We start from the raw sequence: 24941 nt of genomic DNA, 5'->3' as shown, positions 1-24941 counted from the left end.
GTTGTATCGACGACGAAGGCAAGCCGCGCAAGCCTTCGCCGCCGCCCAACCGCCCCTGTTCAACTGAGGGGGAAATTATTCCGGACAGTAGTGGGCCTGCGCCGGGACGACGGGGTTGTGTGGGGAAACGCATTGGCGTTTGCGCAGAGTGGGCAGCGGCTTTCCCGGCCACTGCCGAAGATCCCGGCATGCGGCAGGACGACACGGCGGGACCGGCCTGAGGGCCCCTCAGGCCGCCAGCCGGTCCGGATCGGTGCGCGGCGTGGCGGTGCTGGTGGGCGCGCCCAGGGCGCTTTCCTGCTCGCCGCCGAGCACGGCGATGAGGTCGGGGATCAGCTGGCGCAGTTCGCCGGTGCTGATGGCCACGTCAGCGTCGAAGCCGCCGTCGTCATCCTTGCTCGCTTTGCCGGTGGTGTTGCCTTCGAGCACCACGTCGAGCATCTTGATCTTCTTGACCGACATGCCTTCGGTCAGCACGAACGACACACGGCCGTTCCAGGTCATCGCGAGCTGGGTGGGGAACTTGCCCTGCTTGATGTGTTCACCGACCTCGTCGATGTCGAGCGTGTGGCGGGCGTAGCGCACGGCCGCCTTTTCGCTGTCGGGTTGCTTGAGTTCGCACTCGCGGTCGATCGTGAAGCCGCCCGGGGCTTCCTTCGCCTGCAGCCACTCGGCCATGGCGGTGGCCGGGGCCACCTGCGTCTGCACGAGGCGCAGCACGATGCCACCGCCGAGGGTTTCGACGAGCAGGGTGACGATGCGGTCGGAGGCCTTCACGCTGCCGGCGTTGACCACCACGAACCCGGCCTGCGGGTCGATCCAGACGAGGTTGGCGGAATGTTTCGGGAAGGCGCGGGGCAGCAGCTCCTGCATCACCTCTTCCTTCAGTTCCTTGGCCTGCTTGCCCTTCGGGCGGCGGCCGGTTTCCTGTTCGATCTTGTCGAGGCGCTCCTCGAGCCGGCTTTTCACCGCCGAACCGGGCACGGCCTTGCGTTCGACGGCGAGGCGCAGGATCAGCTGGCCGCCGACACTTTCCATCAGCGAGGTGTGCTTGCCGCCGCGCGGCTCGACCCAGCCGGCGGATTCGGGCTGCGTGGCCCCACAGGAGACGAACCGGCCTGTGGCCAGGCGCTCTTCGATCGTGTCGAGGGACGAGGTGTCCCATTGGGAGATGCGGTAGAGGAGGACGTTCTTGAACATGGAGGAACTTCAGAGCAGGGCGCGGATTGTAGGCCGCGCCGGGTGAGGAGGCGTCAGGGCACCGGGATGGTTTCGACCATGGCGCGAACTTGTTCGCGCGCGCCGCGTCCGGCACCGGCCACGGGCACGAGGCGGTGTGCCACGGTCTGCGGGAGGATGGCCTGCACGTCGTCAGGGGCCACGTAGTCGCGTTCGTCGAGCAGCGCGATGGCCTTGGCGGCGCGCAGGATGGCGATGCCCGCCCGGGGGCTCAGGCCATCGACGAACCACTTGCCGCTGCGGGTGGCGGCGATCACCGCCTGCAGGTAGTCGAGCAGGGCGTCAGACGCATGCACTTTCTGCACGGCCTGCTGGGCCTCGACCAACTGCTCCGGGGTCATCACCGGGGCGAGTGCGTGGATGGCCTCGCGCCGGTCGGTGCCGGCGAGCAGCGCGCGTTCGCTGGCCGCGTCCGGGTAGCCGAGGGTCAGGCACATCAGGAACCGGTCGAGCTGCGATTCGGGCAGCGGGTAGGTGCCCAGCTGGTCGGTGGGGTTTTGCGTGGCGATCACGAAAAACGGCACCGGCAGCGCGCGGGTTTCGCCCTCGACCGTGACCTGGTGCTCCTCCATCGCCTCGAGGAGCGCGCTCTGGGTCTTCGGGCCGGCCCGGTTGATTTCGTCGGACAGCAGCACCTGGGCGAACACCGGCCCCGGGTGGAACACGAAGGCCTCCTTGCTGCGCTCGTAGACGCTGACGCCGATGAGGTCGGAGGGCATCAGGTCGGCTGTGAACTGGGTGCGCGAAAAGCGCAGGCCGAGCGACACGGAGAGCGCGTGGGCGAGGGTGGTCTTGCCGACACCGGGAACGTCCTCGATCAGCAGGTGGCCACCGGCCAGCAGGCAGGCGACGCAATCGCGGATGTGCGGGCGTTTGCCCACGATGATCGTGCTAATCTGGTCGATGAGCCGGGTCAGCCGGGGTGCGAGATCCTGGCTCACCACGTGCCGGCTCCCTGCCGGCGAAGTGCAAAACAAAAGGCTTGTCGGTGTGTCATGTCGCGCACCATACCCGAAACCGGAATCCGAGACCGCATGGCAACCGCGTATTACAGCCACCCCGAATGTGCTGGTCACGACATGGGCCGGGGCCATCCGGAGTGCCCCGAACGGCTCGGCGCCATCAACGACTTCCTGCTGGCGAGCGGGCTGGACGTGGCCCTCGACCGCCGCGACGCCCCCCTCGTGGACCTGGCCGACGTGGCCCTCGCGCACGACCAGCGTTACGTCACCGAGTTGCGCGACGTGCTCGGGCAGGTGGAGGCCGCCGGCCAGTCCCGCGCGATCGACCCCGACACCGTGGCTGCCCCCGGCACCTGGCGCGCCGTGCAGCGTGCGGCCGGTGCGGCCGTGGCCGCCACCGACGCGGTGATCGACGGCGAGGTGGACAACGCGTTCTGCGCCGTGCGCCCACCCGGCCACCACGCCACCCGCCACGAGACCATGGGGTTCTGCTTCTTCAACAACGTGGCCGTGGCCGCGCGCCACGCGCTCGACCGGCGCGGGCTCCAGCGCGTGGCCATCGTCGACTTCGACGTGCACCATGGCAACGGCACCGAAGACATCGTGGCCGGTGACGAGCGCATCCTGATGGTGAGCTTCTTCCAGCACCCGCTGTACCCCGGCAGCGGTGGGGTACCGCTGGGCCCGAACATGCTCAACGTGCCCATCGCGCCGTACACGCGCGGCGACGAGATCCGCGAGGTGATCGAGCAGATGTGGATCCCGCGCCTGGACGCGTTCAAGCCGCAGATGATCTTCATCTCGGCCGGCTTCGACGCCCACCGCGAAGACGACCTCGGCCAGTTGGGCCTGGTCGAGGCCGACTACGAATGGATCACCCGGCGCATCAAGCAAGTGGCCGACCGGCACGCCCAGGGGCGCATCGTCTCGTGCCTCGAAGGGGGCTACGCGCTTGGCGCGCTGGCCCGCAGTGTCGCCACCCACCTCCGGGTGCTGGCCGACCTGTGACCCCGTGGGCGGCCCGGCCGCCCGTTTTCCCGAATCCCGAAGGACCTCCCTCCGATGCAATTTGACGAACTGAACAAACTCGTCGCCGAATTCACCACCGCGTCAGCCCTCACCGGGGCCGGTGTGCTTGCCGGCAGCCTGCTGGCCTCCTGGCTGGTCTGCTCGCTGCTGCGGCGCATGTTGAAGATCGAGGGCGCGGTGCTGTTTGGCCGCCGCACCATCGACGGGGTGCTGTTCCCGGTGCTGGCGCTGCTGTTCGCATTGCTCACCCGGTTCCTGTTCACCGGGGTGATGAGCGTGGCCGTGTTCAAGGTGGCCATCCCCATCCTCAGTTCGCTGCTGGCCATCCGGCTGTCGGTGCGGGTGCTGTCTTACGCCTTCCCCACGTCGCAGTGGGCCCGGTCGTTCGAGCGCACGGTCTCCTGGCTCGCATGGATCGGCGCGGTGCTCTGGATCACCGGCATCCTGCCGGCCGTGCTCGAGGAACTGGACGACATCCGCCTGAAGATCGGTGGTGCCAACGTGTCGGTGCGCACCATGCTCGAAGGGTCGCTGACCGCGGCCGTCGTGATGGTGCTGGCGTTGTGGCTGTCGGCGGCCATCGAGAAGAAGGTGGTCAAGGGCACGGGCAACGACCTGTCGCTGCGCAAGGTGGCGGCCAACCTCGTGCGGGTGGTGCTGCTGTTCCTCGGGCTCATCTTTGCGATGTCGGCCGTGGGCATCAACCTGACGGCCCTGAGCGTGCTGGGTGGCGCGGCCGGCGTGGGCATCGGCTTCGGCATGCAGAAGATCGCGGCCAACTACGTGAGCGGTTTCGTGATCCTCGCCGAACGCAGCCTGCGCATCGGCGACACGGTCAAGGTCGACAACTTCGAGGGCCGCATCTCCGACATCCGCACCCGCTACACCGTGATCCGCGCCACCAACGGGCGCGAGGCCATCGTGCCGAACGAGCTGCTCATCACGCAGCGCGTCGAAAACGCGTCCCTCGTGACGGCCGAGTCGCAGGTGCTGATCAGCGTGGTGGTGCAGGTGGCGTATGGCACCGACGTGCGCTCGCTGCAGCCCAAGCTCGAGGCGGCGCTCGCCGGCAACGTGCGGGTGCTGACCAAGCCCGCGCCCGTGGTGCAGCTCACCAACTTCATCGCCAACGGCATGGAGCTGACCATCAAGTACTGGCTCACCGACCCGAACAACGAGCAGGACCGCGTCAAGTCCGAGGTCAACCTGGCCATCCTCGACGCCCTCAACATGGAAAAGGTGGAATTTCCCGGCCCGCAGCGCGTGGTGTTCCACGGGCTGGGTGCGGTCGCCCTCGACGACAAGACCGGCTGAAAGTGCCCGGGGGCGTGGACGGCAGAGAGAACGTGGGTCCTTCTCTGCCGCCCAGTCTCCTGTTCGCCGTCCGCCTTTGACAAATCCCGGCATGCCCGGGTGACGATTTGCGCCCGTTCGCCGAGGGCTTGCCCGTGGACGCCACCCTGGCAAGCGTCCTGCTATTCCCTGCGCATCGGGCCTCGACGCCCGGCATACGTAAGGGAGCGTATCTTGACGAACAAGATCAGGGAAGGGCTTGCGGTCGCCGTGGTGGCTGCTGCCATGGCTGCGAAAGAGGTGATCCAGGCGCCGGGGACACAACCATGAAATACATTGGGTTCTCCGCGCTGGTGGTGCTGGTGCTGGCGGGCTGCTCGGCCCTTGTGCCGCCGCAGGCCTGGGAGACAGGCGCACTCGCCAAACCCGGGATGTCGACGGGTGGCGACGCCCTCGAACAGCGCAATGCCATGCACGTCCACGCGGCCGTGGCAATGAACCTGCCCGGCGTGATCGCCGCGCCCGCGCCCGAGAAGGGCCGCATCGCGCCGATGCGCACCGCCGGCCGATGATTCCCGATTTCGGCTTCGAGTTCCAGGCCATGGGCACGGTGTGCCACCTGCGCCTGTGCGCGCCCGGCGAAGCCGAGGCCGCGGCCTCGGCACAACTGGCCATCGATGAAGTGCGCCGCCTGGAGGCCAAGTACTCGCGCTACCGCCCCGACAGCATCGTGTCACGCATCAATGCGTCCGCAGGCTCTGGCGAGCGCATCGCGGTCGACCCCGAAACCGCCGGCCTGCTCGGTTTTGCCGACAACCTCCACGAGGCGAGCGAGGGCCGTTTCGACATCACGTCCGGCATCCTGCGCCGGGTGTGGGACTTCAAGGCCGCCCGCGTTCCCAGCGCCGAGGCGGTGGCCGCGCTGCTGCCCGACGTGGGCTGGCCGCTGGCCGACTGGGACGGTGAAACGCTGGCACTGCAGCGTCCCGGGATGGAACTCGACTTTGGCGGCTTTGCCAAGGAGTACGCCGCCGACCGTGCCGCGGCCACGCTGCATGCCGCGGGCATCGCTGGTGGCACCGTGAACCTCGGCGGCGACGTGAGCCTCGTGGGGCCGCACCCCACCGGCGTGCCGTGGAAGATCGGCATCGCCCACCCGCGCCGCACCGGCGAGGTCGTCGCCAGCATCGATCTGGCCCACGGCGCGCTGGCCACCAGCGGCGACTACGAACGCAGCTTCGAGGTGGACGGCCACCGCTACTGCCACATCCTCGACCCGCGCACGGGCTGGCCGGTCACGCACTGGCAGTCCGTCAGTGTCGTCGGGCCTGCCTGCCTGGCCTCGGGCGCGCTCACCACCATCGCGATGCTGATGGGTGACGACGCCCACGCCTTCCTGCGCGAGCAAGGCGTTGCCTTCCTGACCATCGACGCCGACGGCCGGCTGCACCGGGAAATGCCCGCCGTCGACCTCTCCGCCCCCTGACCCCTTCCACGCTCGCCCGGAATAGAAAGAAGAGCCCATCATGCCGTTCATCGGATTGGGACTGCACGTCCTCATCGCGTTGTACTTTGCCATCCATGCCATCCGCAACCGCCACGACATGTACTGGCTGATGGTGCTGTTCGCCTTCCCGGGGCTCGGCAGCCTCGTGTACTTCGTCGCGGTGTTCCTGCCATCGTCCCGGCTGGAGCGCAGCGCCCGGCAGGCGGTGAATGCCGCGGCCCATTCCCTCGACCCGCGCCGTGCGTTGCGCGAGGCCCAGTCGGCCCACGCCTACGCGCCTACCGCCCAGACGCAGATGTGCCTTGCGGCGGCGCTGCTGGAGGCCGGCGCCTTCGACGAGGCCGCCACGCACTACGAAGCGTGCCTGAAGGGCCCGTTCGCTGGCGACCTGGAGATCCGCCTCGGTGCGGCACGTGCCGGGTTTGCCGGGGAACACTGGGCGATGGCGCTCGAGCACCTGGCGTTCATCCGCCAGACCAACCCGGACTTCCGCGCCGAAACTGTCTCGTTGCTGTGGGCCCGCACGTTGGCCGGCGCCGGCCGCCGTGCCGAGGCGCGGGTCGAGTTCGAGGACGCGCTCGCGCGTTTCGGCAGCTTCGAGGTGCGTGTCGAGTTCGCCATCTGGGCCATCATCTCTGGCGAGATCGACCTCGCCGGCAAGCTGCAGGTCGAGATCCAGTCGGCCATGCAACGCTGGAACCGCCACACCCAGGAACTCAACCGCCCGCTGGTGCGGCGCTTGCACGCGGCCTACGAGGTGGCGAGCAGCACGGTGCGGTGATCAAGATCGATGCGATCCCTCGGGTGCATCCTCATGCGTAGATGGCCTCCGGCGGCTCCGTTCTTTGGTAAGACGCGGGAAGAAATGCAGGCGCGAAATATTCGATGGTTCGCTCCTCGTTTCTGTCGACCCTCTCAACCGACCGAAAGCTCTTCGGCGGGTGTTGTGGCCCCATCGGGGCCGCCATCGAGGCGCTGTGCAACGTGCTCAGCGAACGCGAGTGCGCGGGCGGTCTTGACTGCGCCCCGGTTCAGCCGGCCACACGCGCCGCCGTCGGCAACCGCCACAGCCACACCGCCACCGCCAGGCAGCAGGCCCCTGGCACCCAGCGCCAGGGATGCGCGAGGAACCACCAGCATGCGATGGAGCTGACGGCCATCATCGCGGTGGCGATCTGCTTGGCACGCAGCGGCACGGCGCGGTGCGCGCGCCATTCGCGGGTCATGGGACCAAAGCGGGGATGTTCGAGCAGCCAGCGTTCGCACCGCGGGCTGCCGTTCGAGAAACAGAACGCGGCCAGCAGGATGAACGGCGTGGTGGGCAGCAGCGGCAGGAAGATGCCGATGAACCCGAGCAGCACCGACAGCAGGCCGCCGGCCATCCACAGGTGACGTTGCCAGGCGGGGCGTAGCGGAGCGGTGGGCAGCATCAGCGGCGGCGTCGAGGTGATTCGACGGCCAGCATACGCCCCGGCTTGCCAGGCAACAAGCCGGGGGAACGGCGAGCGCTTACCGGACGCGGCGGCGTACGACTTGGGTCACGCCCACCAGGCCGGCGAGCATCAGGGCCCAGGTGGCGGGCTCCGGCACGGGGGCGGCGATGGGGGCAGCGAGCGAGTGCGTGTGGGTGCGCAGTGCCGCGAGGTAGGTCTGGCCGTCGAGCACGTCGAACGACAGGCTCAGCCGGCCGGCGCTGGACGAGACACCCTGATCTTGCGGCGTCACCACGAGGGCCTCGGTCTGGAAGTGCTGACCGACCGATGGGAACATGACGATGCCCACCCAGGCCAGCACCTCGCGCCAGGTGGCCGCGCCGCCGAGGCCGGCCGAGACGGCGTAGTTCACCTCGGCGGTGAACCGGCCCGCGCCGCTGAACTTGAGCTCGCGCTGGGTCGTGGCATTGGCGCCGCCGTTCGGGCCCGTGGCGCCCACGCCTTGGAGTGACGATCCCAGCCACTCGGGGCCTGCGGTGCTCATCCCCTGGTTCTGCCTGCTGGCGGCCCAGGCGTTCACTGTTTCTGCCGGATCGTTGGTATGCCCAGTCGAGGGGGTGCCTGAGAAGATCCAGCAGCTGCCCTGCGCGTCGGCTTCGACGCACACGTCCGCGAAGGTGCTCTGCAGCTGTTCAGAGAAACTGGCGTTGATGCCGTCGTTGGCATCGGTGTCTTGCAGCGAGAAGCGCAGCGACGTGAGGTCGATCGAGGCGTTGGCAAACGGCACGGCCATCGCGGGGCCCATGCAAGCGGCGGCCAAGGCGGCCGCGCAGAGTTGTTTCGGTGACAAGATTTCCCTCCGAGTTGTTATCGCGCCCGGGCGGGCGCGAGGGGGAGCGTTATCAAGGAACGTGCCAGCGGGAAACCGGTTCCTGGGCCGCTTGGCAGGAAGTTCTTGCCAGGCAGCCGGTAGCGGTTGCCGGCGTTTTCAGCGCGTGGTGCGGGGGCCGCCCAGCCGGGCGATGGCCAGGTACTCTTGCCGGTACACCTCGAACGGCATGGTGTCGGCCGTCTCGATGGCGGCCTGCTCGGCCACCGAGGCTCGGGCCACACCGGCGAAATGCAGCGCCTGGACTTCGGAGAACGGCTGCGACGTGAGCAGCGCCTTGGTCTGGGCCGACTGCGCCCGGGCGAACTCGATGAACGAGCCGCCGTGCTGCGACGTCATGGCGTCGAGCACCCGCGCCGACGGCAGTGTGTGCGGGTTCGCGAGTGACGTGCGTGCGGCGGCCACGGCTTCCGAATGGCCGGTGGTGCCCAGGGCCTGGTCGAGCGCGGCGGCGAGCGGTGTGCAGCCGTCGAGCAGTTCCTCGGCCCACTCCACCAGCGTGACCTCGGCACCATGGCGTTCCAGCCGAAGGCCGGGCTCACGACCACGGGCTGCGGTGCGGTGCTGGTTGCGGGCGAGGGCGGCGATCTCGGCGGGGGAGTCGGCCGGGCTGCCGCTCAGCAGGCAATGCAGCAGGAAGACGTCGAGGAAACGCATGGTCTGCGCGGAGATGCCGACCGGTTGGAACGGGTCGAGGTCCATGCAGCGCACCTCGACGTACTCGACACCACGCTCGCGCAGCGCATGCAGCGGGCGCTCGCCGGAGAAAATCACGCGTTTCGGGCGGATGGTGCCGTAGAACTCGTTTTCGATCTGCAGCAGGCTGGTGGCGAGCTGGTTGTATTCACCCGCCGGGTTGCGCACGCCGATGGCCTCGTAGGCCGGGTACGGCCGGGTGAGGGCGTCCTGCAGCGAGGCCGCATACCCTTCGAGGCCGTTGTAGCTGACGGCCAGCGACGACTGGGCGTCACTCTGGTAACCGAGGCGGCCCATGCGCAGCGACGTGCCGTGGGGCATGTAGAGCGAGCTGCCCAGGTCCTGGAGTTCGTGTTCGCGTCCGGCGACGAAGCTGGAGCACACCGCGGGTGACGCGCCGAAGAGGTACAGCAGCAGGAACGAGTGGCGGCGGAAGTTGCGGATCAGCGAAAAATAGCCGTCGTTCGTGATGCCCGGCAAGGACCAGTTGTAGTGGATGCCCGAGATGGTCTGCATGCGCCGGCCGTACCGGTGCCCGAGGCCCATGCGATACACGCTTTTCGAGCGCCCCACGTTCGACGACCCGTAGCGGCCGAGCGGGATGGTTTCGTCCACAGGCAGGCCGCAGGGCATGCTGCTGACCCAGAGCATCTCGTCGCCGATGGCGCTGTAGACGAACTGGTGGATGCGGGTGAGTTCGTCGACGCAGTCGTCCACGCTGCCGTGCACGCCGGTGACGAGTTCGATCTGCGATTCGCTGAAATCGGTGGTGATGTTCGGATTGGTCAAAGCCGAACCGAGCACGGCCGGGTGAGGCGTGAGCGCGAGCCCGCCTTGCGGCAACGCCCGCAGGCTTTCTTTCTCGACACCGCGTCGCATCGCGGTGAGGGCCCCAGGGGCCAGTGCGTGCAGGCCCTCTTGCAAACTGCTCACGCAGGTCTCCTGGTTTTGTTTGAACGGGGGCGAAAGGTAGCAGACCCTGGACAAGCGTGCTTTGGCTGGCCGCGATCTCCTGCCGGGTTCAGCATGATTGACGGGAGGCGAAGGCGGTGGTGGACAGGGCGGGCTCGACGGCGGGACGCCGTGATTCTCGCGCGGCTCGAGGTCATTGCGGCATCCATGGGCCGCTCATAAAGGGGGGGCTGGCAGGCAGGTTCGACGGAGACAACCCGGCGGCCGCCACAGCGTTTGCACCGGCGCGGTGCGCCGCGCGCCGCTTCGTCAGCGCATGCGGCCCTGTGCGTGGTCGAGGGCGGATGTCAGAGCGTGCCGAACGTGAGCTTGCGTTGGGCGGTGTAGGCCCACCACGGCGCGGGTTCGGCACCGCACATGAAGTCGATGGCGGCCATGAAGGTGTCGAGCACACACGGGTCCTGGCGCTGGCCGGTGGCGGTGCCCAGGCGGCGGTAGAGCGTGTAGGCATCCTGGCCGCGCAGGTCGTGCGGGTGGTGGATGCCGATCAGCCGAAGGTTGGCGGCGAGCGACGGACCGATGTTGGGCAGTTGTTCGAGGCGTTCGCAGTGGTCGGCGCTGCGGGCCTTCGGAGCCTTGATGGCCGCCATGGTGTCACATCTGCAGGTTGCTGCGGATGAGCCCCACGGCGAGGCCTTCCAACTCGAAATCGACGTCACCGAACGGGATGACGATGGGTTCGAAGTCGGGGTTTTCGGGCAGCAGCTCGATGGTGGTGCGGGTGCGCTTGAGGCGCTTCACGGTGACTTCGTCGCCGATGCGGGCCACGACGATCTGCCCGTTCTTCGCTTCCTTGGTTTTCTGCACGGCGAGCAGGTCGCCGTCCATGATGCCGGCGTCGCGCATGCTCATGCCGCGCACCTTCAGCAGGTAGTCGGGGCGGCGGGAGAACATGCTGGCTTCCATGAGGTAGGTCTGCTCGACGTGTTCCTGGGCCAGGATGGGGCTGCCCGCGGCCACCCGCCCCACGAGCGGCAGCGAGAGTTGGGACAAGCTGGGCAGCGGCAGGCTGAACTGCTTGCCACGGGTCTCGTTGAGCGCGCGCAGTGTGTCAGACTTCAGGCGGATGCCCCGCGAGGTGCCGCCAACCAGTTCGATGACCCCCTTGCGGGCGAGCGCCTGCAGGTGCTCTTCGGCCGCGTTGGCGGAACGGAAGCCCAGCTCGGCGGCGATCTCGGCCCGGGTGGGCGGCGCGCCGGTGCGTTCGATGGCGCTTTGCACCAGATCGAGGATCTGCTGCTGGCGGTCGGTGAGCTTCGGGACATCTTGCATGAGGTTCCTTCTTGGGCGGTCTCGGGCGCCCTGGGTCGCGGCGCAGCTGAATGGACATCCAGTGGCTGTATTTTTATCCAGCTTGGCAAAAAATGCAAAAGACGAATGCGGTAGTGGTGGTGCTGGGCACCGGCGGAACGATCGCCGGCACGTCGGCGCCGGGCGGTGACGAGCGGGTGTACCGCGCCGCGCAGCTGGGCGTGGACGACCTGCTGCGTGCCGTGCCGGGCCTGCCGCCCGGCCTGGTGTGCGAGCAGGTGGTGCAGGTGGACAGCAAGGACATGTCGCACGGCGTGTGGCACCGGTTGGCCGAACGCATCGCGTTCCACCTCGCGTCGCCCGCGGTGGCGGGGGTGGTGGTCACCCACGGCACCGACACCCTCGAGGAAACCGCCTACTTCCTGCAGCGGGTGCTGGCGCCGGTGAAGCCGGTGGTGCTCACCGCGGCCATGCGCCCGGCCACCGCGGCATTGCCCGACGGCCCGCGCAACCTGCGGGACGCGGTGACGGTGGCGCTCGACCCGAAGGCGACGGGCGTGCTGGCGGTCATGGCGGGATCGGTGTTCGCCGCTCGTGACGTGCGCAAGGCCCACACGTCACGGCTCGATGCCTTCGAGGCGGGGGATGCCGGGCCGCTGGGTGTGCTGGAGGCGGGGGCCGCCGTGTGGCGGCGCGATCCGCCGCGGGATACGCCGCTGGCCGGTTGGCGCTGGCCCGAGGGGGCCTGGCCCCGGGTGGACCTGGTGACGAGCCACGCCGGCGCCGACGGCGCGCTGGTGCAGGCGCTGTGTGCGCTGGGCACGCGGGGGATCGTGGTGGTGGGCACCGGCAACGGCACGGTGCACGAGGCCCTGGACCGCGCGCTGCACGAGGCTCGTGCGGCGGGGGTCACCGTGTGGCGCAGCAGCCGCTGCGCCAACGGGGCGGTGGCCGACAAGCCGGGGGATGATTTCCCGGCCGCCGGCGACCTGACGCCGGCCAAGGCCCGCATCGCGCTCCTGCTGGAGCTGATGCGGGGCGCTTGAGGCCGGCCGTGGTGGTCAGACCACCGTCAGCGTCACGTCGATGTTGCCGCGCGTGGCGTTCGAGTACGGGCACACCTGGTGGGCGGCTTCCACGATCTGCTCGGCCACGGCACGTTCGACGCCGGGGATCGAGATCTTCAGGTCGGCCTGGATGCTGAAGCCGGCCGGGATGGGGCCGATGCCGACGCTCGCGGTGATGGACGTGTCGGCCGGCAGCGCAACCTTCATCTTGCCCGCGACCACCTTCATCGCACCGATGAAACAGGCCGAGTAGCCGGCAGCGAACAGCTGCTCCGGGTTCGTGCCCACGGCGCCGTTGCCACCGAGTTCCTTCGGGGTGGTCAGCTTGACGTCCAGCACGCCGTCCGACGACTTGGAGGTGCCTTCGCGGCCGCCGGTGGAGGTGGCGGTGGCGGTGTAGAGGACTTTTTCGAGGCTCATGGTGTGTTCCTTGGGTGGGGGGTGGAGCGGAGGGAAATCAATGCGTGGGCGCGGCAGTTTCGGAATCGTCCAGCAACTGGGCCCGCAGGCGCTGGAGACGGTCGGTCAACGAGAGGAGTTCATCGAGCTGGCAGCGGGTGGCATCGGCCAGCTGGTGGGGAACGGCTCGGGCGGTGTCGCGCAGGGCGCGGCCGCCATCGGTGAGGGTGACCCGGACGCGGCGCTCGTCCTCGGGGTCGCGGGTGCGGGTGAGCCAGCCCGAGGCTTCCATGCGCTTGAGCAGCGGGCTCAGGGTGCCGAAGTCGAGGAACAGGCGTTCGCCCAGTTCGGCAACGCCCAGTTCCTCGTGCTCCCACAACGCGAGCAGCACCAGGTACTGCGGGTAGGTGACACCGAGCGGCGCGAGCAGCGGCTTGTAGCGCCGGGTCATCGCCAGCGACGTGGAGTACAGCGCGAAACACAGCTGGCGGTCGAGGGCCAGCCAGTGGTCGGGTGTATCGGCGGTGGCGGCGAAAGCGTTCGGCATGGACGCAACTCTAATTGAATTGCGTGCAATGTAATTGCAGGCGATTTAAAACCCTTTGCCGAGTGCGGTGATTGGCGCCACGCTGAGAGATCCCGGCGCAAGCCGGGATCTCCAGCAGCGGCCGGGGGTGTCGGGCAGGGGGTGTCGTGCAGCGCCCGGGCGGAGGCGTGTCAGCCGGCCGCGAGCGCGTCGAGCGCTTCGGTCAGCTCGAGCCAGCGCGCTTCCGCGGCCGAGGTGTCGGTCTCGATCTGTTTCAGGCGCTTGCCCTGTTCCACGCGCTGCGCGGGGCTCACGCCGGCGCCGGCCGCCGCCGACTCGATGTTGGCCTTTTCCTGCGACAGCGTCTCGATGCGCCGTTCCACGGTCGCCAGCTCCGTCTTCAGCGGCTTGGCCTGCTCGGCGAGCTTCTGGCGCTGCTGGGCGCCGGACTTGCGGTCTTCCTTGACCGCAGGCGCCGCGGCAGCGGCCCTCTGGGCCTTGACCTTGGCCGAACCGGCCTCCTTTGCGGCCTTGGCCATTTCCTTCGACGTCTCGAGCAACCACTTCTGGTAGTCGTCCAGGTCGCCATCGAACGGTTCCACCTTGCCGCCGCTCACCAACCAGAACTCGTCGCACACCTCGCGCAGCAGCGCGCGGTCGTGGCTCACGAGCATCACGGTGCCCTCGAACTCGTTGAGCGCCATGCTGAGCGCCTCGCGGGTGGTGAGGTCCAGGTGGTTGGTCGGCTCGTCCATCAGCAGCAGGTTGGGGCGCTGCCACACCAGCATCGCGAGCACGAGGCGGGCTTTCTCGCCGCCGCTCAGCGAGCCGACGGACTGCGTCACCATCTCGCCCACGAAACGGAACGAACCGAGGAAGTCGCGCAGTTCCTGCTCGCGTCCGGGCGGGCCCACGTCGCGGGCGAGGCGCACCATGTGCATCAGCGGGCCATCGTCGAGCTGCAGCACGTCGAGTTCCTGCTGCGCGAAGTAGCCGATGGACAGGCCCTTGCCTTCGGTGACCTCGCCGGAGATCAGCGGGATGTCCTTCGCGATGGTCTTCACGAGCGTGGACTTGCCCTGGCCATTGGCGCCCAGGATGCCGATGCGCTGGCCGGCGAGCACCGAGCGGTTGATGTCGCGCACGATGGGCACGCCACCATAGCCGCAGTTCATCATCGAGAACGCGAGCATCGGGTTCGGCAGGCTCTGCGGCTCGCGGAACTCGAACTGGAAGTCGCTGCTGGTGAGCACCGGCCCGAGCTTCTCCATGCGGGCGAGGGCCTTCACGCGGCTTTGCGCCTGCTTGGCCTTGCTGGCCTTGGCCTTGAAGCGGTCGATGAACTTCTGCAGGTGCGCCATGCGCTCCTGCTGCTTGGCGAAGTTGGCCTGGGCCTGCAGCATGCGCTCGGCGCGCATCTCTTCGAACGCCGTGTAGTTGCCGGTGTAGCGGGTGAGCTTCGTTTCGTCGAGGTGCACCGTCACCCTCGTGATGGCGTCGAGGAACTCGCGGTCGTGGCTGATGACGATCATCGTGCCTTCGTACCGTTGCAGCCACGCTTCGAGCCAGACGAGGGCGTCGAGGTCCAAGTGGTTGGTGGGTTCGTCGAGCAGCATCAGGTCGGCCGGGCACATCAGCGCGCGGGCCAGCTGCAGCCGCATGCGCCAGCCGCCCGAGAAGCTGTCGACCGGGTCGTCCACCTGGTCGATGCGGAAGCCGAGGCCCATCAGCAAGGCCTGGGCCTTCGGGCGCGCTTCGAACCCGCCCGCCTCGGCGATGGCCTGGTGGGCCTCGGCCATGGCGTTGCCGTCGTCGGCCTCTTCTGCCGCCACGAGGGCCGCGTTGGCCTCCATCAGGCGCGTGTCACCTTCCAGCACGAAGTCGGTGGCCGGCTGGTCGGTCTCGGGCATCGACTGCGCCACCTCGGAGACCCGCCAGCGTGGCGGGAACGCCAGGTCTCCGCCGTCAGACTGGAGGCGGTTGGTCAGCAGCGAAAAGAGTGACGACTTGCCGGCGCCGTTGCGGCCCACGAGGCCGATCTTTTCGCCGGGTTGCAGCGTGACGCTGGTGTCTTGCAGCACGACTTTCGTACCGCGGCGCAGCGTGATGTTCTTGAGGACAATCATGGTGAAATCGAATCGACAGACCGTGATTCTCGCCGACGACCGCCTTCCAGGAGCTTTTGATGACCCTCGGACTCACCACCCGCCTGTTGCACGCCGACCATTTCAAGGGGGTGGAGCATGGTGCCGCCCATGAGCCGACCCATACCGCCGTGGCCTTCGGGTACGACGCCGCGGCCGACCTGGTGGCCGTTTTCCAGGGCCAGCGCGGTGGCCACGTGTACGGCCGCCAGGGCAGCCCCACGCTCGGTGCGCTCGAACGCAAGATCACGCTGCTGGAAGACGGCACCGGCACGGTGTCGTTCTCCAGTGGCATGGCCGCCATCTCGGCGGTGCTGCTGTCGCTGCTGCGCAGCGGTGACCACGTGGTCTCCAGCCAGTTCCTGTTCGGCAACTCCAACAGCCTGATGCAGACGCTCGACGGCCTCGGTTGCCCGGTCACCCTCGTGGACGCCACCGATGCCGCGGCCGTGGCCGCCGCCATCCGGCCCGAAACGCGCCTCGTGTTCACCGAAACCATCGCCAACCCGCGCACCCAGGTGGCCGACCTCGCCGGCATCGGCCGGGCCTGCGCCGAGCGTGGCGTGCTGTTCGTCGTCGACAACACCATGACCACGCCCTACCTGTTCCACCCGTCCACCGTGGGCGCCGGGCTGTCCGTCAACTCGCTGACCAAGTCCATCAGCGGCCACGGCAACGCGCTGGGCGGCGCCGTCACCGACACGGGCCGGTTCGACTGGGCCAAGTTTCCCAACATCCTCGACGCCTACAAGAAGGGGCCGGCGGCCGGCTGGGGCCTGCTGCAGGTGCGCAAGAAGGGCCTGCGCGACATGGGGGGCACGCTGAGCGGTGAAAATGCCCACCGCATCGCCACCGGCGCCGAAACCCTGGCGTTGCGCATGGACCGCGCATGCGACAACGCGCTGCGCCTGGCCACATGGCTGAAGGGCCAGCCCGGTGTGTCGAAGGTGCACTACCCCGGCCTCGAAGACCACCCGCAGCACGTCCGGGCGAAACTGCTCTTCCGCCAGTTCGGCGCGCTGATGAGCTTCGAGCTCGACGATCGCCGCGACCTGTTCGTTTTCCTCGACGCCCTCAAGGTGGTGATCAAGTCGAGCCACCTCGGTGACAACCGCACGCTCGCCATCCCCGTGGCCCACACCATCTTCTTCGAGATGGGGCGCGCGCGGCGCGAGTCGATGGGCATCGCCGAATCGCTCATCCGGTTGTCCATCGGCATCGAGGACTACGCCGACCTGCAGGCCGATTTCGCGGGGGCCTTGGCGGCTGCGGCGTGAGGGCAGGGGGCTGTCCGCAAACGGCCCTGTGTTTGCCAGCGCACTGACCGGTGCGTCCGATGGGCCTAGGCTGGCCTGCATGTTGTCCCTTTCAAGGAAACCCCATGCATGACCACCTATTGAACGCCGCCAGGCTGGCGGCAAAGCACCTCCACCGCCAGGAGGTTCCATGAGCGCCGTCGCTGTGCCGGTGGTGGTGCCGGACGGGCTCGCGAGCGACCCCACCGGGACCATCCGTTGGATCACCGAGGCGTATGTCCGGCTGTTGCTCGTCGGTTTCGCGCTGATGCCGGCCGGCCTGATCGCCTACCTGTACTTCCTCCAGGACCCGGCCCTCAAGTTCGAGCACCACGCGTTCCACATCGTTGCGATCGCGATCGCCACGCTGGAAGGTGGTTTCGTCACGTACGTGAGCTGGCGCTGCTACCGGGAGTCCGGTGAACCGCTGCTTCGCTGGATGACACTCGGCTTCCTCGGGTTCACGGTCATCTATGTGCTGCACGGTGCGTTCACCGGCTACGCGCACGACAACATCTGGCTGTTCCTGCTGTACGGGCCGGTCTCCCGGTTTGCCATGGCGGCGCTGCTGCTGGCCGGTCTGCTCAATTACCACCGTCCGCCCGATGCACGGGACCAGCGGGGGAAGCCCGGGCGCTGGTCGAGGTGGGTGACGCTGTTCATGCTTGTGAACGTCGCGGTGGCACTGGTTGCGGGATCATCCATCGCCGGTCACCCCGCGGTGCGGCTGTCGATGGAAGGCGGGGCGCTGGTGATGTCCGTGGCGAACGTGGCGGTCCTCCTGGCGCGCCGAATCCGTTCGCCGCTGATGGTGGTCTTCGCCATGGCGGTCACGATGTTCGCGCTGTCGTCCCTCGCGTTCCTTCTCGGGCGTCCGTGGAACCACATGTGGTGGCTGGCCCATGTGATCTTTGCCGGTGCCTTCTTCCTGTTGAGCTATGGCGTGGTGCAGGCGTTTCACACCACACGGTCGTTCTCGATGATCTACAGCCACGAGCAACTGATGGTGCGCATCGCCGAAGCGATGGCCCGCACGGAAAATGCGCTGGGAGATCTTCGGCGCACCAACCAGACGCTCGAGCGCCTGGCGGCGACCGATTCGCTGACGGGTGCTGACAACCGCCGGCGTTTCACCGAGCGCGTCGAGATCGAGATGGAACGAGTCAAGCGCGGCGGCCCCCCGTTCTCCGTGCTGGCGCTCGACCTGGACAACTTCAAAGACGTCAATGATCACCACGGCCACCAAGTGGGCGACAGCATCCTGAAGGCGTTCGTCCAGACGTGCCTGAGCGCCATCCGGCCGTACGACGGGGTGGCACGGGTGGGTGGGGAGGAGTTCATGGTGCTGTTGCCCAAGGCGGCGCTGGACGCGGCGAGGGTCATTGCCGAACGCCTGCGGGCCGCCGTCGAGGCCAACCCGTTCCAGAGCGGCATGCAGTACCCGGTCGCCGTCACCGTGAGCATCGGCGTATCGCAGTCGGGCCTCGACGGCGATACCACCGACGTGATCCTGCGCGCGGCGGACAGGCGCCTGTACGACGCGAAGCACCAGGGGCGAAATCGCGTGATCTGGGCCCGTTGAAGTTTCCGACCCCGGGTGGTTGCGGCACCCGGGCCGCACTTCAAGGTGTCGCGAGGCCACCCAGGACCGACGGCGAGAAGTCGGTGGCACCTTCGGGTTTGCCGCCGTGCGCCCATGCCAGCAACGCGGCAGCGGTCATCGGCTTGGCGAAGAGGTAGCCCTGCAGTTCGTCGCAACCCAGCCGCAGCAGGATGTCCCGCTGGATGGACGTCTCCACCCCTTCCGCGACCACCTTCAATCCAAGCGCATGTGCGAGGCGGATCACGGCGTCCACGATGGCGTGCGCGTCCGCGCTGACGGCGATGTCGTGGATGAAACTCCGATCGATCTTCAGTTGGCGCGCGGGCAGCTGGCGCAGGTAGCTCAGGCTCGAGTAGCCGGTGCCGAAGTCGTCGATCGACAGGTAGACCCCGATGCGTTCGAGCCCCTGGATCGCGCCCTGGGTGCTCCGGACGCCCTCCATCGCGATCGATTCGGTCACTTCGCACAGCAGCATCGAGGCGTCGATCTGGTGTCGGCGCAGCGCCGCCTCGATGCGGGCTACCACGCTGTCGTTGCGCAGCTGGTGCACCGAGACGTTGATGGCCAAGGGCAGGCGGAGCCCGAGGTCGGCCCAGGCGCGCATTTGCCGGCAGGCCTCGTCGATGACCCAGTTGCCCAGCTCGTTGATCAGGCCGAAGCGCTCGGCGATCGGGATGAACACGGCGGGGCTGATCGGCCCGCGAAGCGGGTGGTGCCAGCGCAGGAGGGCCTCGGCCCCGCTGATCATCGCCCGGGCACCGTCGACCTTGGGCTGGTAGTGCAGTTCGAGCTGGCCGAGCGCGACGGCGTGGCGCAGATCGTTGTGCAGGTCGAGGCGGTCGAGCGCGCCGAGGTCCATGTGCGCTTCGAACACGGCGCAGCAGCCGCCTCCGGCGCGCTTGGCCACATCCATCGCCGAATCCGCGTGACGGACGAGCATGTCGCGCGGCCCATGGTCCGGGTACAAGGCCACGCCGATGGAGCAGGAAATCTGCACCTGTCGGCCCGCCATGTCGAACGGCCGCGCCAGCGCATCGATCAGCCGTTGCGCGAGCGTCATGCTGCCCGACACGCCGTCGACGTCCTCCATCAACAGCAGGAAATCGTCTCCGCCCACGCGCGCGACGGTGTCGATCGCGCGTGCTTCGCCGCGAAGCCTGAGGGCGGCCTCCTGCAGCACGACGTCACCCACCGCATGACCGAAGGAGTCGTTGACGGGCTTGAAACCGTCCAGGTCGATGAAGAGCACCGCGAGCTTTTTCGGGTGGCGCGGCGTCATGGCCCTCGCGGACCGGTCGATGTGGGCCACGGCATGCTTCAACCGATCCTCGAACAGCATGCTGTTGGGCAGGCCGGTCAGCGGGTCCACGAAGACACGCTTCTGCAGCTCCTCGTTGGCAGTTTGCAACGCCCGGTTGGCGACCCGCAGCGAACTGGCGAGCTGCGTCCACCGGCCCTGCAGGCGGGCGTCGATCGTGGAGGTGAAAAGCGTCAAGGCCAGCAGGGTCGCCGATGCCAGCATCACCAGCATGCCGAGGTTCGACCCGGACAGCCCGTTGGCGCTGAGGCACACCGTGCCGTCGGGAAACTGTGCCGCGGCCATGCCGGTGTAGTGCATGCCGCCGATGGCCAACCCCATCACGGTCGCGGCGGCCGCCCGGTAAAGCATGCCACGCCACATGCCGACGTCGCGCAGCCAGAAGAAGAGCTGCAGGGCCGCCCCGGACGCTCCCACCGCGATCACGGCCGAGGTGAGCAACATGGGCAAGTCCCAGACGATGCCGGGCGACATGTCCATCGATGCCATGCCGGTGTAGTGCATGCCGCAGATGCCCGCCCCCATCGACAGCGATCCGCCCGCAAGCCTCGGCAGTGTCAGCACCTCACGGCTGGCCATCCACAACCAGATCATGGACGCTGCGACGGCCGCGATCCAGGAGGCCAGGGTCAACAGCGTCGTGTAGCCCAGAGCGATTGGCAGCGAAAACGCGAGCATGCCGACAAAGTGCATCGACCAGATGCCGGAGCCCATGGCAATGGCGCCCCCGATCCACCAACACAATGCCACTCCGCGGTCCGAGGTGGCGACTCGCTTGGCCAGATCGAGTGCGACGTAGGACGCGAAGCAGGCGATCAGCAGGGAGGCTGTCACCATCCAGGGGTCGTAGGCAGGTGTGAGGTAGGCCATGGGCAAGTGGAGGCTCCTGCGCGGCGAAGCGGTCCGCCCAGTCTCTTCGCCGAGGGGCGCATTGTCAGTGCGTCACCGCACGGAGGGGGCGCCGGGTTCCGGCGCGAACGGGATCGTCACCTATGATGGCCGCCGCCGTTCCCGACCCGATTGCGCCTCATGGCCGTGGGGGCTGGGGGGCGTGCTTCCGGAGCCCGGCAGGCACGCTCGTGGAGATCTGTTCGCCCGCGCGCCGGCTGACAGCACCTGTCAGCCGGCGCGCGGGCTGCGGCGTTGTGTATCCAAGGCCGGTCATTCCGATGAGGCCGAACAAGACCCACGAGGAGAGCGTCCCATGAAGGCGATTCTGAAGTCACTGCTGGCCGCCGCGGCCATGGTGGTGGCCGCGCATGCGTCTGCGCAGATCACGTTCTATGAACACGATAATTTCGACGGCCGATCGCTGTCGTCCGACCGCGCCGTCGATGACTTCACGCGCCGCGGGTTCAACGACCGCGCATCCTCCATCGTCATCGACGGTGGGGCGTGGGAGGTGTGCGAGGACGTCCGGTTCGAAGGCCGCTGCACCGTGTTGCGGCCGGGCCGCTACCGCTCGCTGAACGAGATGGGCATGAACGACCAGCTGTCGTCGGCCCGGCCGGTTCGCCGGGGGCCCGAGCGCCCTGGCGATGGGCAGGGCCAGATCACCTTCTTCGAGCGCGACGGCTTCCAGGGCCGTCAGTTCGAGGTGGACGACACCGCGCGCGATTTTGTCCGCCGCGGGTTCAACGACCAGGCCTCCTCCGCAGTGGTCTTCGGCGAGCGCTGGGAAGTCTGCGAACACGTGAACTTCGAAGGCCGTTGCGCCATCCTGCGCCCGGGCCGCTACCCGGACCTGCGCTCCATGGGCCTCGACAACCAGCTGTCGTCGGCGCGCCCCGTGCAGCGGGGTGCTCGCTACGACGACGACCGCTACGCCCCGCCGGCACAGCCGGCCTACGACTGGCGCCGCCGCCCGCGCGAACGCCTGCATGAGGCCCGTGTGGTCGACGTGCGGGCCGTGTACGCCGCCACGCAGCAGCGCTGCTGGGTGGAGCGCGAGCAACTGCCGCGCGAACAGCGTGGCGGGCCGAACGTGGGTGGCGCCGTCGTGGGCGGCATCATCGGCGGCATCCTCGGGCACCAGGTGGGCGGCGGTTCCGGCCGCGACCTCGCCACCGTGGGTGGTGCGGTGGCCGGCGCGGCCATCGGCTCGCAGTCGGGCCGGGGCACCGTCGCCAACCGTGATGTGCAGCGTTGCGAGAACGTGCCCACCAACGACCGCCCCGAGTTCTGGGACGTGACCTACCGCTTCCGCGGTGTCGAGCACCACATGCAGACCACGTCGCCGCCGGGGGACACGGTGACCGTCAACGACAACGGCGAGCCGCGCTACTGATACTGAACTGATGGCTCCGGTTGCCGGCGGTGTGCCTCGACGCGCCGCCGGCCCAGGCTCCAGGCTGGATTGGCGCTCGCACCTTCGCGTAGCCGAACTGCTGCCGGATGACCCCGGAACGGGACGCGGGCCTTGAGATTCCCGATTTGACCTCGCCTCAGATCCCCGGCTGCTTTTCCAGGCCGATTGCTTCTGCGTGATATTGCAGATCGTAGTATTTCCCGGCTTCGGTCAAATGTTTTCGCGGCTGGCCATACGCGCTGCGCAGTGCCAGCACCGTCTCTATTCCCTTGATGTCAAGTTGTGCGCGAGGATCAAGTCCGTTGTCCGCGTTCAACAGAACTTCATATGCTTGTGCAGCCATCGGCTCCGTCATGTTCGGCATTTTCTTGCTCAGGATCGCGACGGCCTCCGCCTCGTTGGCAGGATTGCGGAGCCATGCGATGGCGTCCATGTATGCGCGGATGTAGCCGGCCAACGCGGCCTCATTGTTTTTTGCCCAGTCTCGCCGCGCGGCGCCGACTGAAGCCTGATAATGACCGAGTACATCTTCTGCGTTGGCCAGAATGTTGAAACCCTTTTGTTGGGCGGCCGCATGCAAGGGCGAGATAAGGAGCGTACCAGCTTGCTTCTTTTCCATCAGCGCGTCGAAGCGCTGCCGCAGCCCACCGACACTGACAAACTCGACATCAGAGGATTTCAGGCCGCCTTCCTCCAGCACTTTGCGCAGCACGAATGCGTAGCCGGTTGTCAGTGCATCGACCGAGAGTTGCTTGCCTTTCAGGTCGGTGAAGGTCTTCACCTCCGGCAAGGTTACCAACCGCAGGAAGCCTTGATTGCTGGCGCCCATGAAGGCGAATATATCCGGTGCCGCCTGGGTCGGCGCTTCGCCTTGCCCCTCCATGTAGGCGACGACATTGTCGATGCCGGTCATCGCGATGTCGAACTTCCCATCAATCAATCCGGCCAGCTGAAACTTCGAATCAGCCGTTGGGATCAGTGAAACAGTTGTTCCGTTGCGATCGAAATAGCCCCGCTCCTGCGCGACCCAGATCGGCCAATCATGGGGCGATGGAAACGAGATGACCGATATGGGTGTCATTTTCTTGGGGTCGATGGACTGGGCGCTCTTGGCTGCACCAGGAATCTGGGTGCAGCCTTTCGCCTGTTGCTCCTGCAACAGGTGGGCTTCTCTTTTTTCAGCCTCATTTTCCACGTGTGATGCATTGAAGTAGCGAACACCAATGGCGATGGGAATGATGACTTTCCAGGAGCTACGCTTCGCCTGGGCGGCCTGCTTGCGCGTAGCTTGCGCTTGATCCAGCTGGCCCGCAATAGCCTGGCAATCCAGCGAGGAGAACCGGGATTCCGGCATTTCACTTCTCTGGATGCTCGCGCAACCTGTGATCGCCAGAGCAAGAGAAAACGATAACAGCAGCTTGGATACTTTTGACATGAATTTTCCTTTTTAGGAGTCGAACCACGGGCCCCGCAGCTGCTCAGCATTGCCGTGGGCGATGAGTGCTTTCTCGGCAACACGGATGGGCATTCCCTCAATAGAGGCAGGTGTCTCGTCCGGAATCTGGTGGGGACAGCCAATGTATGGCGGGGCGTCTTTCCAGACACTTACCGAAGACGGATGTTTGCGTGTCCAGCGTTGCCGCGCTCGGTCCCCCGAGCTCAAGCCACGCATGCGTCAAGCCGTCCTTGGCCCGGATGCTCGCCTTCAGGCGCTCCAACTCATCGATCAGGCGACTCGACTCCCGGTGTCCGCGCCCTGGCAGCCCGCATCGCCAAGGGGCTTCGGCCTCCTCTCCATGCAGCCGCGCTTGGCCTGGGTCAGTACGGACCGATCAACGCGACCAGTTCCGACCACGGCGCCTTCCCGGGGCTTATGCGGACCATCCTTAGGGATGGCGAGAAATCAGGAACAGAGTCCAAATGCCCGCTTGCCCGGTTGCGAATCTATGCAATAGCGCTGAAGAAACCGCCGCCGGGAGGCTCTATGAGGAATAATTCTTGTTTACCGACATTGAACTTCGACGAAACTTTCGCGGGCCGAGAAACCCCGATGACTTTCGCCAGGAGAATTTCCGGGCGTCGTGGGTGAAGTATCTATTTGAAGAGGGAAGATGCATTTCCGGCCGCTGCGACCAGGGCCTCGGTCAGGACGGGAAGCTGAAAGGACTGCGCAAATGAACCGCTTCAACCGACTCTTTCGCAGCCCTGAATGCCGGGCTGTCATCCCATATTTCACGTTGGGCGATCCAACGCCCGAGGCCAGCCTGCGGCTGATCACGGCTGCGATCGATGCAGGGGCCGACGCTGTCGAACTGGAGTTTCCTTTCCCGGACCCGATCACCGATGGGCCCGTGAACCAGAGATCCAAGCAGCGCGCACTCCGGGCGGGCGTGACCTACGAAAGCTGCGTCGAGATGGTCCGCGCCATCCGGAAGGCCCACCCGGGCATTCCCATCGGTCTCCTGCTTTGCTACAACCTGCTCTTCACGCGCGGGGATTCCGCGTACCGTGAGCTTGCCGACATCGGGGTGGATGCGGTGGTCTGCCCTGATCTACCCATCCACGGGAGTGCCGATCACGTGGCCAAGCTGTGCGATGCCGGGCTGGGAAGCATCCAGATGGCAGCGCCGTACACGCCCGATGAACGCTGCCGCCAGTTGATCAGGAAGTCATCCGCGTTCACCTGCGTCATCGGCACCACAGGCGCGAACGAGCACCTCGAGGCGGGTGCGCTGGCGCGCGTGCAACGCCTTGCCGCCGACGCGGAGGGGCCCGTGGTCGTGGGGTTCGGTGTCAGCAAGGTGTCTCAAGTCCGGGAACTGTGGAAGGCGGGGGCTCACGGTGTCATCATCGGCAGCCTGTTCAGTCTCGAGATCGAGAAGCACCCGAACGACATCACCGCACCTGTCGACTACGTGGCCGGCTTCATCCGCGAAGTGCAAGCCGGGCGGGCGCGACCGGGCCTCACCAACATCGCCTGAGCGACGGAGGACGCATCCCCGATGCGATA

General features: G+C 67.3%; 23 protein-coding genes. 11 read left to right on the top strand and 12 right to left on the bottom strand.

The annotated features are described in order from the left end of the window. On the top strand, positions 1-221 hold a 221-nt coding region (locus ASC87_RS33350; protein ID WP_235582252.1), incomplete at its 5' end, for a hypothetical protein. Between the two features lie 7 nt (positions 222-228). Here the strand turns inward: ASC87_RS33350 and ASC87_RS23020 are convergent. Then, positions 229-1200 (bottom strand): recombination-associated protein RdgC, encoded by a 972-nt coding sequence (locus ASC87_RS23020; protein ID WP_056668082.1) that lies wholly within the window; start codon positions 1198-1200, stop codon positions 229-231. Between the two features lie 53 nt (positions 1201-1253). Next, entirely contained in the window at positions 1254-2180 is a 927-nt protein-coding gene (locus ASC87_RS23015; RefSeq protein WP_056668098.1) for a MoxR family ATPase, read from the bottom strand. A gap of 93 nt (positions 2181-2273) precedes the next feature. Between ASC87_RS23015 and ASC87_RS23010 the strand changes: the two genes are divergently transcribed. From ASC87_RS23010 to ASC87_RS22990, 5 genes are all read left to right on the top strand, one after another. Beyond that, positions 2274-3209: a histone deacetylase family protein gene (locus tag ASC87_RS23010; protein WP_056668079.1), complete on the top strand. Its 936-nt coding sequence runs from the start codon at positions 2274-2276 to the stop codon at positions 3207-3209. Positions 3210-3263: 54 nt separating this feature from the next. Next, positions 3264-4544: a mechanosensitive ion channel family protein gene (locus ASC87_RS23005; protein WP_056668076.1), complete on the top strand. Its 1281-nt coding sequence runs from the start codon at positions 3264-3266 to the stop codon at positions 4542-4544. A gap of 305 nt (positions 4545-4849) precedes the next feature. Next, positions 4850-5095 (top strand): hypothetical protein, encoded by a 246-nt coding sequence (locus ASC87_RS23000; protein ID WP_056668073.1) that lies wholly within the window; start codon positions 4850-4852, stop codon positions 5093-5095. After that, on the top strand, positions 5092-6009 hold the full coding sequence (locus ASC87_RS22995; protein WP_056668069.1) for an FAD:protein FMN transferase: 918 nt from the start codon (positions 5092-5094) through the stop codon (positions 6007-6009). The genes ASC87_RS23000 and ASC87_RS22995 overlap by 4 nt, the downstream gene beginning before the upstream one ends. A gap of 40 nt (positions 6010-6049) precedes the next feature. Further along, on the top strand, positions 6050-6811 hold the full coding sequence (locus ASC87_RS22990; RefSeq protein WP_056668066.1) for a hypothetical protein: 762 nt from the start codon (positions 6050-6052) through the stop codon (positions 6809-6811). Positions 6812-7061: 250 nt separating this feature from the next. On the opposite strand, the gene ASC87_RS22985 is transcribed toward ASC87_RS22990, so the two are convergent. From ASC87_RS22985 to lexA, 5 genes are all read right to left on the bottom strand, one after another. Further along, positions 7062-7460 carry a YbaN family protein gene (locus ASC87_RS22985; protein WP_056668064.1) on the bottom strand — a complete coding sequence of 133 codons (399 nt, stop codon included), beginning with the start codon at positions 7458-7460 and terminating at the stop codon, positions 7062-7064. 79 nt (positions 7461-7539) lie between these two features. After that, positions 7540-8313: a PEP-CTERM sorting domain-containing protein gene (locus ASC87_RS22980; RefSeq protein WP_157604243.1), complete on the bottom strand. Its 774-nt coding sequence runs from the start codon at positions 8311-8313 to the stop codon at positions 7540-7542. Between the two features lie 138 nt (positions 8314-8451). Further along, positions 8452-9927, bottom strand: coding sequence for a glutamate--cysteine ligase (gshA, locus tag ASC87_RS22975; protein ID WP_056668095.1), 1476 nt, complete (start codon positions 9925-9927; stop codon positions 8452-8454). Positions 9928-10307: 380 nt separating this feature from the next. Further along, positions 10308-10610 (bottom strand): helix-hairpin-helix domain-containing protein, encoded by a 303-nt coding sequence (locus ASC87_RS22970; RefSeq protein WP_056668059.1) that lies wholly within the window; start codon positions 10608-10610, stop codon positions 10308-10310. A 4-nt stretch (positions 10611-10614) separates the two neighbouring features. Next, positions 10615-11292: a transcriptional repressor LexA gene (gene lexA, locus ASC87_RS22965; protein ID WP_056668056.1), complete on the bottom strand. Its 678-nt coding sequence runs from the start codon at positions 11290-11292 to the stop codon at positions 10615-10617. Positions 11293-11384: 92 nt separating this feature from the next. Here lexA and ASC87_RS22960 point away from each other — a divergent pair, with 92 nt between their 5' ends. Next, positions 11385-12317 carry an asparaginase gene (locus ASC87_RS22960; RefSeq protein WP_056668053.1) on the top strand — a complete coding sequence of 311 codons (933 nt, stop codon included), beginning with the start codon at positions 11385-11387 and terminating at the stop codon, positions 12315-12317. A gap of 15 nt (positions 12318-12332) precedes the next feature. Here the strand turns inward: ASC87_RS22960 and ASC87_RS22955 are convergent, their stop codons facing one another. The 3 genes from ASC87_RS22955 to ASC87_RS22945 all read right to left on the bottom strand — a co-directional run bounded on the left by ASC87_RS22955 (position 12333) and on the right by ASC87_RS22945 (position 15389). After that, on the bottom strand, positions 12333-12758 hold the full coding sequence (locus ASC87_RS22955) for an organic hydroperoxide resistance protein (RefSeq protein ID WP_056668050.1): 426 nt from the start codon (positions 12756-12758) through the stop codon (positions 12333-12335). A 37-nt stretch (positions 12759-12795) separates the two neighbouring features. Next, positions 12796-13284, bottom strand: a complete 489-nt coding sequence (locus ASC87_RS22950; RefSeq protein ID WP_056668047.1) for a MarR family winged helix-turn-helix transcriptional regulator — start codon at positions 13282-13284, stop codon at positions 12796-12798. 170 nt (positions 13285-13454) lie between these two features. Further along, positions 13455-15389 (bottom strand): ABC-F family ATP-binding cassette domain-containing protein, encoded by a 1935-nt coding sequence (locus tag ASC87_RS22945; protein WP_056668044.1) that lies wholly within the window; start codon positions 15387-15389, stop codon positions 13455-13457. Between the two features lie 59 nt (positions 15390-15448). Between ASC87_RS22945 and ASC87_RS22940 the strand changes: the two genes are divergently transcribed. Continuing rightward, entirely contained in the window at positions 15449-16684 is a 1236-nt protein-coding gene (locus ASC87_RS22940; protein WP_056668041.1) for a cystathionine gamma-synthase family protein, read from the top strand. Positions 16685-16853: 169 nt separating this feature from the next. Further along, on the top strand, positions 16854-18284 hold the full coding sequence (locus ASC87_RS22935) for a GGDEF domain-containing protein (protein WP_200954480.1): 1431 nt from the start codon (positions 16854-16856) through the stop codon (positions 18282-18284). Positions 18285-18324: 40 nt separating this feature from the next. Here the strand turns inward: ASC87_RS22935 and ASC87_RS22930 are convergent, their stop codons facing one another. Beyond that, positions 18325-20493, bottom strand: a complete 2169-nt coding sequence (locus ASC87_RS22930; protein ID WP_056668038.1) for a bifunctional diguanylate cyclase/phosphodiesterase — start codon at positions 20491-20493, stop codon at positions 18325-18327. A gap of 334 nt (positions 20494-20827) precedes the next feature. On the opposite strand from ASC87_RS22930, the gene ASC87_RS22925 reads away from it, so the two are divergent. Continuing rightward, a complete protein-coding gene (locus ASC87_RS22925) occupies positions 20828-21910 on the top strand; it encodes a beta/gamma crystallin-related protein (RefSeq protein ID WP_056668035.1) in 1083 nt (360 codons plus the stop codon). Between the two features lie 157 nt (positions 21911-22067). Here the strand turns inward: ASC87_RS22925 and ASC87_RS22920 are convergent, their stop codons facing one another. Then, on the bottom strand, positions 22068-23366 hold the full coding sequence (locus ASC87_RS22920; RefSeq protein ID WP_056668031.1) for an ABC transporter substrate-binding protein: 1299 nt from the start codon (positions 23364-23366) through the stop codon (positions 22068-22070). Between the two features lie 676 nt (positions 23367-24042). Between ASC87_RS22920 and trpA the strand changes: the two genes are divergently transcribed. Continuing rightward, on the top strand, positions 24043-24912 hold the full coding sequence (trpA, locus tag ASC87_RS22915) for a tryptophan synthase subunit alpha (RefSeq protein ID WP_235582251.1): 870 nt from the start codon (positions 24043-24045) through the stop codon (positions 24910-24912). Positions 24913-24941: the final 29 nt, after the last annotated feature.

The organism is Rhizobacter sp. Root1221, from assembly GCF_001425785.1.
Classification (GTDB): Bacteria; Pseudomonadota; Gammaproteobacteria; order Burkholderiales; family Burkholderiaceae_C; genus Rhizobacter.
Note: the sequence above shows the minus strand (reverse complement) of the source record. Positions and strands in the feature narration are given on the sequence as shown.

Bases quoted from the DNA above. Each gene is read 5' to 3' on its own strand.
- ASC87_RS23020 (WP_056668082.1), bottom strand. From the start codon at position 1,200: ATGTTCAAGAACGTCCTCCTCTACCGCATCTCCCAATGGGACACCTCG.
- ASC87_RS23010 (WP_056668079.1), top strand. From the start codon at position 2,274: ATGGCAACCGCGTATTACAGCCACCCCGAATGTGCTGGTCACGACATG.
- ASC87_RS23005 (WP_056668076.1), top strand. From the start codon at position 3,264: ATGCAATTTGACGAACTGAACAAACTCGTCGCCGAATTCACCACCGCG.
- ASC87_RS23000 (WP_056668073.1), top strand. From the start codon at position 4,850: ATGAAATACATTGGGTTCTCCGCGCTGGTGGTGCTGGTGCTGGCGGGC.
- ASC87_RS22995 (WP_056668069.1), top strand. From the start codon at position 5,092: ATGATTCCCGATTTCGGCTTCGAGTTCCAGGCCATGGGCACGGTGTGC.
- ASC87_RS22990 (WP_056668066.1), top strand. From the start codon at position 6,050: ATGCCGTTCATCGGATTGGGACTGCACGTCCTCATCGCGTTGTACTTT.
- ASC87_RS22985 (WP_056668064.1), bottom strand. From the start codon at position 7,460: ATGCTGCCCACCGCTCCGCTACGCCCCGCCTGGCAACGTCACCTGTGG.
- gshA (WP_056668095.1), bottom strand. From the start codon at position 9,927: ATGCGACGCGGTGTCGAGAAAGAAAGCCTGCGGGCGTTGCCGCAAGGC.
- ASC87_RS22970 (WP_056668059.1), bottom strand. From the start codon at position 10,610: ATGGCGGCCATCAAGGCTCCGAAGGCCCGCAGCGCCGACCACTGCGAA.
- lexA (WP_056668056.1), bottom strand. From the start codon at position 11,292: ATGCAAGATGTCCCGAAGCTCACCGACCGCCAGCAGCAGATCCTCGAT.
- ASC87_RS22960 (WP_056668053.1), top strand. From the start codon at position 11,385: ATGCAAAAGACGAATGCGGTAGTGGTGGTGCTGGGCACCGGCGGAACG.
- ASC87_RS22955 (WP_056668050.1), bottom strand. From the start codon at position 12,758: ATGAGCCTCGAAAAAGTCCTCTACACCGCCACCGCCACCTCCACCGGC.
- ASC87_RS22950 (WP_056668047.1), bottom strand. From the start codon at position 13,284: ATGCCGAACGCTTTCGCCGCCACCGCCGATACACCCGACCACTGGCTG.
- ASC87_RS22945 (WP_056668044.1), bottom strand. From the start codon at position 15,389: ATGATTGTCCTCAAGAACATCACGCTGCGCCGCGGTACGAAAGTCGTG.
- ASC87_RS22940 (WP_056668041.1), top strand. From the start codon at position 15,449: ATGACCCTCGGACTCACCACCCGCCTGTTGCACGCCGACCATTTCAAG.
- ASC87_RS22935 (WP_200954480.1), top strand. From the start codon at position 16,854: ATGAGCGCCGTCGCTGTGCCGGTGGTGGTGCCGGACGGGCTCGCGAGC.
- ASC87_RS22930 (WP_056668038.1), bottom strand. From the start codon at position 20,493: ATGGCCTACCTCACACCTGCCTACGACCCCTGGATGGTGACAGCCTCC.
- ASC87_RS22925 (WP_056668035.1), top strand. From the start codon at position 20,828: ATGAAGGCGATTCTGAAGTCACTGCTGGCCGCCGCGGCCATGGTGGTG.
- ASC87_RS22920 (WP_056668031.1), bottom strand. From the start codon at position 23,366: ATGTCAAAAGTATCCAAGCTGCTGTTATCGTTTTCTCTTGCTCTGGCG.
- trpA (WP_235582251.1), top strand. From the start codon at position 24,043: ATGCATTTCCGGCCGCTGCGACCAGGGCCTCGGTCAGGACGGGAAGCT.